At 69.3% G+C, this 8,628-nt stretch carries 10 protein-coding genes; 8 read left to right on the forward strand and 2 right to left on the reverse strand.

The window, feature by feature from the left end; genetic code table 11:
- Window positions 1–241: 241 nt before the first annotated feature.
- Entirely contained in the window at window positions 242–1,120 is an 879-nt protein-coding gene (locus tag ETD85_RS57275; protein ID WP_138698235.1) for an SCO6745 family protein, read from the reverse strand.
- Between the two features lie 46 nt (window positions 1,121–1,166).
- On the opposite strand from ETD85_RS57275, the gene ETD85_RS57280 reads away from it, so the two are divergent.
- From ETD85_RS57280 to ETD85_RS57310, 7 genes are all read left to right on the forward strand, one after another.
- A complete protein-coding gene (locus tag ETD85_RS57280; RefSeq protein ID WP_240780081.1) occupies window positions 1,167–1,901 on the forward strand; it encodes a CGNR zinc finger domain-containing protein in 735 nt (244 codons plus the stop codon).
- 552 nt (window positions 1,902–2,453) lie between these two features.
- Window positions 2,454–2,870: a hypothetical protein gene (locus ETD85_RS57285; protein WP_138698237.1), complete on the forward strand. Its 417-nt coding sequence runs from the start codon at window positions 2,454–2,456 to the stop codon at window positions 2,868–2,870.
- Between the two features lie 175 nt (window positions 2,871–3,045).
- On the forward strand, window positions 3,046–4,827 hold the full coding sequence (locus ETD85_RS57290) for a DUF4132 domain-containing protein (RefSeq protein WP_138698238.1): 1,782 nt from the start codon (window positions 3,046–3,048) through the stop codon (window positions 4,825–4,827).
- A 472-nt stretch (window positions 4,828–5,299) separates the two neighbouring features.
- Window positions 5,300–5,911, forward strand: coding sequence for a recombinase family protein (locus tag ETD85_RS57295; RefSeq protein ID WP_138698239.1), 612 nt, complete (start codon window positions 5,300–5,302; stop codon window positions 5,909–5,911).
- Window position 5,912: 1 nt separating this feature from the next.
- The gene (locus ETD85_RS57300; protein ID WP_138698240.1) at window positions 5,913–6,359 is read left to right on the forward strand and encodes a hypothetical protein; all 447 of its coding nucleotides are present in this window, start codon (window positions 5,913–5,915) and stop codon (window positions 6,357–6,359) included.
- 162 nt (window positions 6,360–6,521) lie between these two features.
- The gene (locus tag ETD85_RS57305; protein ID WP_138698241.1) at window positions 6,522–6,923 is read left to right on the forward strand and encodes a zinc finger domain-containing protein; all 402 of its coding nucleotides are present in this window, start codon (window positions 6,522–6,524) and stop codon (window positions 6,921–6,923) included.
- Between the two features lie 75 nt (window positions 6,924–6,998).
- The gene (locus ETD85_RS57310; protein ID WP_138698242.1) at window positions 6,999–7,268 is read left to right on the forward strand and encodes a hypothetical protein; all 270 of its coding nucleotides are present in this window, start codon (window positions 6,999–7,001) and stop codon (window positions 7,266–7,268) included.
- Between the two features lie 70 nt (window positions 7,269–7,338).
- On the opposite strand, the gene ETD85_RS57315 is transcribed toward ETD85_RS57310, so the two are convergent.
- The gene (locus ETD85_RS57315; protein WP_138698243.1) at window positions 7,339–7,917 is read right to left on the reverse strand and encodes a dihydrofolate reductase family protein; all 579 of its coding nucleotides are present in this window, start codon (window positions 7,915–7,917) and stop codon (window positions 7,339–7,341) included.
- 118 nt (window positions 7,918–8,035) lie between these two features.
- On the opposite strand from ETD85_RS57315, the gene ETD85_RS57320 reads away from it, so the two are divergent.
- Window positions 8,036–8,503, forward strand: coding sequence for a pyridoxamine 5'-phosphate oxidase family protein (locus ETD85_RS57320; RefSeq protein ID WP_138698244.1), 468 nt, complete (start codon window positions 8,036–8,038; stop codon window positions 8,501–8,503).
- The last annotated feature ends 125 nt before the right edge of the window (window positions 8,504–8,628 follow it).

Genomic DNA, 8,628 nt, shown 5'->3' on the forward strand with positions numbered 1-8,628 from the left:
CGCGCCAGTTGCCGGCGCCCAGGGCCGGGATCGGGGGGCGGGGCCTCGGTCTTCTCGGGTCGGCCTCAGCCGTTTGGCGGGTCGGGCTCGGTCTCGTCGGGTCGGCCTCAGCCGTTTATCGGGTCGGCCTCAGTCGCCCTGGGCTGCCCCGGTCCTCTTGGGCGGTTGCGGTTCCCTCTCCCCGACCGGCCCTCGATCATCCGCCTGGTCGGCGCGGTGCTGGCCGAGCAGACGGGCGGGCTCAGTCGGGAACCTTGATGGTGGCGATGCCGAGGGTGCTGGTCATCGGCAGCAGTCCGGCTTCGAAGACCGCGCCGAGGAACGGCGCCCCGAGCTGGGCCAGCCGCTCGGCGCGCTCCTCGCCGAGCAGTCGCCACGGCTCGGCCGCCAGGACGTCGGTCATCCGTTCCACCTGGTCGCGCAGCGCCCGCCCGGCCTCGGTGGCCTGGCCGTCCTGCCCGATCAGCCCGCGCGCGGCCAGGCGTTCCCGCGCGGCCTCCCACTCCTGCTCGCTCCAGCCCCGCCCGGCGAAGTTCGCCTCCGGCGCGGCACCGACGGCCGCGAACGACACCAGCGACTCGCACGGGTCCAGCTCCGCGGCCAGCAGTGCGGCCAAATGCCCGTCGCCCCGGTGCTCGCGCAGCACGGTGGCCGCGTGCCAGAGCACCAGGTGCGGCTCGTCGGGCCAGGGCAGGTCCAGGTTGGCGGCGGTGAACGGCCGCCCGGCCACGGTCACGCTCTCGGCGGCCCGCCTGGCCAGCTCGGCCGCCTCGGTGACCTCCGGCCCTGCCACCCTGTCGCCGAGCAGGTGCCGGTAGGTCTTGTCCACCGCAGTCATCCGGGCCCGCAGCACCTGCTCGGGTGAGGCGACCTCCCAGGCGGCCGGCACGTGCTCGGCGACCGTCTTCGGGCTGAAGCTGTAGTACGCCGCCGTGGCCAGCCGCGTGCCGACCGGCCCGAGCGGAGCCGTGCGGTAGGCGAAATAGCTCGGCCAGCGCGACTCCACGTCGTAACCGAGCCCAGCCGCCTCCTCGAACGCCTGGGGTGAGAAGTACAAGATGGCGTGGATGGGCTCAAGCTGATGCCACATGCGACGGGCAAGCCTCGACACTGCGCTCATGGAAGATCCTTTCACTATCTAATCACTAGCTAGCTAAGCTATGACGGTGACGATAGACGCATGGCGCATCACTGGTCAATCCCAAATAGACAGTTATGTGGGTCGATGGGCGGAGCTCGCCGTCATCCTGGTGAACGAACTGGCCGTCACGCAGGCCCGCGGCAAGCCAGTCGACCCGCCGACCGCCCTGCCGAAGGATCTGCCGACAGACCCGCCGACCGCCCTTCCTGCCGACCCGTCGGCGGACCCGCCCGCCGATGTCGGTGCCGATGTCGGTGCCGATGCCGGTGCGGATGTCGGTGCCGATGTCCCTGCCGGTCCGTCGGCCGATCTTTCCGCCCGTCGCCGGGCTGCCCTCGACGACGCGTTCACCCGCCACGGCTGGACACCGAGCCGGTCGCTGACCGCCTCCGACGCCGACCGGCTCGCGGAAGTGGCCGCCGAACTGCGTCCGGCCTTCACCGGGGCGCCCGGCGCGATCGCCGGGCTCAACCAGGCCCTGGTACGCCACCACGCCGTCCCCAACCTGCACGGCGACCCGCCCGTCCTGGCCTTCCACGGGGTGGGTGCGGACTTGGTGGACGCCTGGGCCGCCGACGCCACCACGGCGCTGGCCATGGTGATCGGCGTCGGTCAGGGGGTGCGGTTGCGGACCTGCGAGGCGAGCGGCTGCGAGCTGGTCTTCTTCGACGTCACACGGAACGCCTCGCGCCGGTTCTGCGGCCTGTCGTGCCAGAACCGCGCCAAAGCCAGCGCCTACCGCGCCCGCCGCCGCGCCTGACGTCCTTTGGATGAGGCCAAGTGACAGTGTGCGCACCGGCTGCATTCCGCGGGAAGGGCATGAGCATCACCGAACGCACGCATCCAGGCAGAGGCCGTCGCTGACCAGGGCGATCACATGGCCACACGCGCGACGTCGTCGAGCGGGTGATGGCGAGCGTGCGGGCGGCCCGCGCCGCAGGGCAGGCCGGCGATGGCGACCCTGGTTCCCCCTGCCCCGTCACACCCCTCGGACCGCACAACGAGTCTGCCCTGTCTGCGCCGCCGAACCCGGCCGCGGGAGTCCGTTGACCGCCAGGATCCCGCTCATGCTCAGCTGTCCCACGCACGGGCGCCGCCTCGAAACCGAGCAGGCGTTCTGGCTCGCCGAAGCGCTGGGCGAGCCTGCGCCGGACCGTGCGGCACTCGAGCACATCGTGGTCATGGACCGGCTCACCTTCCAAGGTCTGACCGCCGGCACTCGGCCGCCGCCCTTGAACGGATCTGGGTCACCGCCGGCTGGCCACCTCGGGCCGGAATCACGCTATGGCGCCCGTACGAGACCCTCGACACCGTGCGTCAGGAAGCGCTGCTGGAAGCGGCCGCGACCGCGCTGGACCTCATCCGGACCGGGAAGATCGCCGCGCGTGGCAGCCTCGGCCCGCTGCTGACTGTCCAGTCGTACCAGCCTGTTTACGAGGGCGACCGGCCCGGCGCGGCGGGGCGGTCGCATACGGCAGGGCAGGAGGCCATGAACCAGTTGTGGGCCCAAGCCCAGCGGGAGGTGGAGGAATGGTTCGACGCCGCGCGCATCGACGAGGCCGCCGCGCGTCGGATCTTTGGCATCCTCACCTGGTTCTCCCGGACGAGGGAGGCCTACGACCGGGAACGCGACTTCATGATCGGCCAGGGCATCCCCGCCGCGTTCCTTCCCGATCCCGAGCCGGGCCGTTTCGTCTCCTCGGCCTCCTCCTCCCGAACGTGTCCCTAACCCCAAACTAAGCTGATCTGCGCAGGTCAACCGGTTTCCGAGAAGATCGTGTTCTCGGGAGCGGAGACGGCCACCTCCGGGAGAAGGACGCCGGACACCCAGGTCTCGAGCAACCCGCTGGTAGTCGTCCAGAACGACGATCTTCATTCGAACATCGTGCGACTACGATCATCGAATGACGTTCGCGGGGAATTGGGATCATCTGGAACCGGCTACCAAGGAGGCCTACCAGCGCTTCGACGCCCTCACCGAGCAGGGCCTCGACCCCGGACCTGGCACCGACTGGCGCCTCTACGGCACCTACGCCCACACCAAGCTCTGGCTCAGCCCGCAGGGCGGCCACGACTACGACGAGCGCGTCCTGCGCCTGGTCCGCACCGTGGCCGGGCGCGCCATCGACTGGACGCCCGACGACGCCTGGAACTTGGCCGAACGCGCCGGCTACTGGGCCCGTCAAGGCCACACCCGCCACGAGGAGCTCTATCGGATCCCGCTGTCGGCCGCCCACCTGCTCCATCCGCAACAGCGCCGCGACCTGTTCGGCCACCTGACGGACCTCGGAGAGCTCCAGCCGCTCCTGGAGAGCCTGCTCACCGAGGAGGGCTCAGCCGGTGCGGTCAGGAACGTGATCGGGGAGGCTGACCCCTTCGCCACGATGCTGGCCGAGGAGTACGGCCCCCGCCTGGCCGGAATGCTGCCGCTGCTGCGTCACTGGGCCACCGCCGACACACCGGCTCCAGGCGACGGCTGGTTGCCGGCCGTCTGCGACCTGCTCACCCCTGAGGCCATCGCCCTTGTCCACGAGCTGGTCACCCGCCTGGCCGCCTACCGGGGCGGCCCGTTCGTCTGCCACCACGCCGACATCAGCTGGAGCGAGGACCGCTTCCTGAAGGGCCGGACCGTATCGGTGGCGCGCGGCCTGATCTGGACCTGCGAGGTCATTGACGAACCTTGGGTCCCGTCGCTGCTCGCCGACGCCGCCGTCACCTGCGGCACCGGCCACGATGGCCCCGGCTCCACCTGCCGCAGCGAGACCGTCGCCAACGGGGCTGTCGGCGTGCTGGCCCGCCGGGGCGGACCCGAGACAGTCACCCCATTGGCGCTCATTCAGACGCAGGTGCGGGCGGCGTCCGTACAGGAGAATGTCACTCGTGCGCTCGACGCGCTCGCCGACGCGGCCGCGCTGACCCGCGACCAGTTCCTCGACCGCACTCTGCCCGCCGCCGCCACGCCCAGAGAGGTCGAGCAGGCGCGCACGGCCGCGCGCTGCCGCCTGGAACAGGCGCTCATCCACCAGCGCGAATGGACCTGGCGTGAGGTCGGCGAGCACCTCCTCGACCACCCCGTCACTGGCCCCGACGCACGCACCCTGGTGTGGCGGATCCCCGGCGGCCCCTCAGGCCTGCCAGTCAGAACCGTCGACGGCTGGGAACTGGCCGGGCGCCGCCCCGAGGGCCCTGTCGCCTTGTGGCACCCGGCCGACGCAAGCGCCGAGGAGGTGGACGCGTGGCGCGAGAGGGGTCTGGCACAACCGTTCGAACAAGTCCTCCGCGAGGTGTACGCGGAACAGCCGGACCGCGTCGCCGGTCACGTCGTGCGCTACGGCCTGGCCCGGACGGAGCTGATCCGGCACGGCTGGACCGGCGTGTCGATCGGCTACTGGGAGCACGACTGTCACGAGGGGCAGGGCGAGGTGGTGCGCGACCTTGCGGGCTGGCAGGCCCGCTGGCTCCTGCGCGTCGTCGAGGGCATGTCCGACGAGGGCTGGGACCTGGACGCGCTGTGCGCAACCAACCCGATGACCTTCCACCGCGACGGCCAGGAGGTGCCGGCGGCGTCGGTGCCGCCGCTGGTGCGGTCGGAGATCCTCCGAGAGGCCGACCTCACAGTCGCCGCCGCCTCGGCCGGCCCAGACGCCCAGCACTTGGTCGACCACTACGACGGATATTGGCACTAGAAATTATCAGTGCCGACACGACGATGCCCAGGATGACGGCGTCGTCGCCGTCGATGTCGCCGCAGGCGGGGTTGCGTGGTGTGGGGACGACGCGCCGCCCCGTCGCCAGAATTCTTCTCCCGGAGGTGGCCCCAGCCGCCATCTAGCGACATAGCCCTGTTCACGGGTGCCAAGCTGGGGTTTTGCCTCTCAGCTGTGCGTGTTCTCAAAAGTCGTGACCGTCTCCGCTCCCGAGAACACGATCTTCTCGGAAACCGGTTGAACTGCGCAGATCAGCTTAGCTTGGGGTTAGGGACACGTTCGGGAGGAGGCGGCCTCCTCCGGAGGTGTCCGCTAGGGGAACCTCCACCGGACACCCGGACGCGCGGCCGCGGAGATCATCGAAGCGCAGCTCGGCACGCCGCCCGCACGTCTCAGATAGGTAGTCCGCGAAACTGTCCGGTGATGGGGGGCTAAACGGTACGATCGACAGGTGGGAGAACTCGTCGGCTACGCCAGATGCTCGACCGTCGCCCAAGACCTCACCGCCCAGCGCGAGATCCTTGCCACTCTCGGTGTGCCCGAGGACCGGATCTACCTCGACAAGGGGCTGACGGGCACCAACCGGGCCCGGCCCGGCCTGGACCAGGCCCTGGCGGCCGTCCGCTCCGGCGACACGCTGGTGGTGCCCAAACTCGACCGGCTCGCCCGCTCGGTCCCCGACGCCCGCGACATCGGCGACACCCTTGTCACCCGCGGAGTCCGCCTCTCTCTGGGGGGCAGCATCTACGACCCGTCCGACCCGATGTCGAAGATGTTCTTCAACATGCTGGCAGTCTTCGCCGAATTCGAGGCCGACCTGCTCAAGATGCGCACCCGTGAGGGCATGGCGATCGCCCGCTCCCGCGGCCGGCTCAAGGGCCGCGCCCCCAAGCTGACCGCGGGTCAGCAGGCCGAGCTGGTCCGCATGCACGCCACCGGCGACTACACCATCGCCGAACTGATGGAAGTCTTCTCGGTCGGACGGGCCACCGTCTACCGGGTCCTGAACCGTGCAGCCGACACCACCCCCGGTCACGCCGGCAACCCATCCGCGGGCCGCTGACATGCCAGAGCCGACGCATGATGCCGTTCCCGAGCCTGGATGGTGGCTCGACGATCCAGAGCTGTGGGTGCTGCTGGCCTTCGAGGGCGGACTCAACGAAGAGGGGCTGCCGATCCACGCACACAGGCGCTCGCGGGGGTTTTGCCGCAGCATCGAACTCGCGGTCCTGCTGGTGGCCGAGCATCGCCAGGTCGAGGATGTCTGGCTCCTGCACGAGGCCGTCTACGCCAGTTTCGACACCTGGGGAATCTTGCCCCACCGGCTGCTCTACGCGGCGGGAATCGAACGCACCCGGCGTTACGTCGCCACCAGCGACCACCCTCGCCAGGGCTCGGTGCTCGACGAACTCTCCCGGATCACCGAGACCACCGATGAGCGCGTCGAGCAGCTCTTGGCGGACCGCCGTAGCCACTACCGCCACCTCATCGAAGAAGGCGGCAGACCTTGATCAGTACAGGCAGATTCGGCTCGGCGTGCACACGAGTATGGAGGTTTGTGCAGACGACTCCGGAAATCGACACCGGCGGCAGGGGCGTCCAGGCGATTGTCTGTTTCATAGGTCGGTGCAAAAGGCGGGGCGGACGAAACGCTCCCATGAACTGATCTCGGGGTGAGCGACAGCGACTTCCTGCGCGTGGAAGCATTGGACTGCCCGATGTCCTCCTGCGCCGCCCCCGCCGGCTTGCCCTGCCGGACCGGCCGAGGCAAGGTGGTCGCCCAGCACCACACCGCCCGCTTCGGGCTGGTGCCCGCGCTGGCCAAAGCGCTCCACGTGCCCACCCCGCGCTGCGCAAGCCCGGCTCGGCCTGGGTCGTACTGCCCCGCCGGCGAGACTCAGACGTCAGGGCACGCCAGGATCGGCTACGCTCGCGCCTCGACGGTGCGCCAGCCGCTGGACGCTCAGCCGGCGTTCGCCGCCTGGCTGGACGCGATGGCCAACGCGTTCACCGCGCCTGAGCCACCGAGCTGGTTCGAGCAGCTGGGCTCTCCGGGCTTCTACCCGGGGCTGTAGGAGGCCATACGGGTAGGGCGCGGTCATGGTCGGCGACCCTCCTGGGCCGGGTCAGCCGGCAGTATCGTCTCGACCATGAACGACCTGAACACCTTTTATCGGGCAGTGCTGAACGGCCGTTTGCTGCCGCCCGCGCTGCAAAAGGAGATGTTCACCACCGTCTCCACCAAGGGCGTGCAGTGGATCGACAACACCGCCCACGGGCTCGGCTCCTGGACCTATGCGATGGGCACCCGAGACGGCGGGCATATGGTCGTCACCAACATCAACGGCGACTGGGGCAACCCGATCAGCATCCTCACCGAGGAAACGGAAGCCGAGATGTGCCCGCCGAGATCACGATGACCACTCAATAGCACCGGCTCATCCGGCCTTACGAGCACGACGCCAGATGAGCTCGCGCACCGCATGCGGCTCAGCAGGCACCTTCCCGGCCATTTGCCGGATGGTCTTGCTGGCGTAGCACGCCGTAGGTGGACTGGACGACGCCGGCGCCGTAGACCCTGGTGGAGCGGTGGACGAGCAAGACGTCCCCGCCGATCGGTCCGAACAGGGGAAGCCCCGTGCCCAGCAGCACAGGGACGGCGGTGATGGTGATCTCATCGACCAGTCCGGCGCGCAGAAACGTCCTGATGGTCTGGCCGCCGTCGACGTACACGCTCTTGGTGCCGCGCTCGGTGAGCCCGCGGATGAGCCCGTCCAGATCGCGGTGGACGGTGACGCGCGGGTCCGTGCCCGCGTCGAGCGTGGTGCTGAGCACCGCGACGTGCTTGTCCTCGTACGGCCACGGGTCGTAGGCGAGAGCAGGCTCGTACGTGCCGCGGCCCATGACGACGGTGTCGATGCCGTCGATGAAGTCCTGGTAGCCCAGGTCGCCGCCCGCGGCGGCGCCCCGGCTGGTGAGCCAGTCGATGTCTCCGTCCTCGCGGGCGATGAACCCGTCGAGGCTCGTGCCGATGAACACCGAGGCGCTGAACGGGTGGTCGCCGGCCATACAGGCTCCCTCGTTAGTAAACGTTGATTCGTTTACAAACTAGCCAACGGAAGCCGAGTTTGTAAATCGCGCTTCACGAACGGGGATTCTGTCGGTGCCGTCGGCCATGATGTGGGCCATGGCTTCATGGCAGGAGTTCGACCGGCAGGCGCCGGAGCTGGCCGAGGTGGCGCGGCGGCTGCTGGACACCTACAAGCACAAGGTCCTGGCGACCTTGCGCAAGGACGGCTCGCCTCGGGTCAGCGGCACCGAGACGAGCTTCAAGGACGGCGAGCTGTGGACGGGGTCGATGCCTCGGGCGGTCAAGGCGCTCGACCTGCGACGGGATCCGAGGATGGCCATCCACGTGACCTCCAAGGATCCCGAAGGGCCCGACCCGTCCACGTGGGAGGGCGACGTGAAGCTGGCCGGGCGGGCGGTGGAGATCACCGACCCGGCGCTTCTGGCGTCGTTCCAGCCGGACGCAGACTCGCATCTGTTCAGGATCGAGTTGACGGAAGTGGTGTGGACCCGCGTCGAGGGCGACGAGCTGGTCATCGACGCCTGGCATGAAGGGGTGGGGGTGCGCCAGATCCGCCGCAAATAATCTGCCCCGAAAATCCCTTCCTGAGCTGGGCACGCGGCAGCGAACCCCGACCTGGTGATCATGGTTGGGGTTTCGCGGTGAGTGGTGGTCAGGAGCTGTGAAGGATCACCTGTCCGTCTTGGATG

The sequence above is a fragment of the Nonomuraea zeae genome (assembly GCF_005889725.1).
GTDB classification, from domain to species: domain Bacteria; phylum Actinomycetota; class Actinomycetes; order Streptosporangiales; family Streptosporangiaceae; genus Nonomuraea; species Nonomuraea zeae.

Coding starts and splice junctions, on each gene's coding strand:
- ETD85_RS57290 (WP_138698238.1), top strand. CDS start 3,046: ATGACGTTCGCGGGGAATTGGGATCATCTGGAACCGGCTACCAAGGAG.
- ETD85_RS57315 (WP_138698243.1), bottom strand. CDS start 7,917: ATGGCCGGCGACCACCCGTTCAGCGCCTCGGTGTTCATCGGCACGAGC.
- ETD85_RS57275 (WP_138698235.1), bottom strand. CDS start 1,120: ATGAGCGCAGTGTCGAGGCTTGCCCGTCGCATGTGGCATCAGCTTGAG.
- ETD85_RS57320 (WP_138698244.1), top strand. CDS start 8,036: ATGGCTTCATGGCAGGAGTTCGACCGGCAGGCGCCGGAGCTGGCCGAG.
- ETD85_RS57310 (WP_138698242.1), top strand. CDS start 6,999: ATGAACGACCTGAACACCTTTTATCGGGCAGTGCTGAACGGCCGTTTG.
- ETD85_RS57300 (WP_138698240.1), top strand. CDS start 5,913: ATGCCAGAGCCGACGCATGATGCCGTTCCCGAGCCTGGATGGTGGCTC.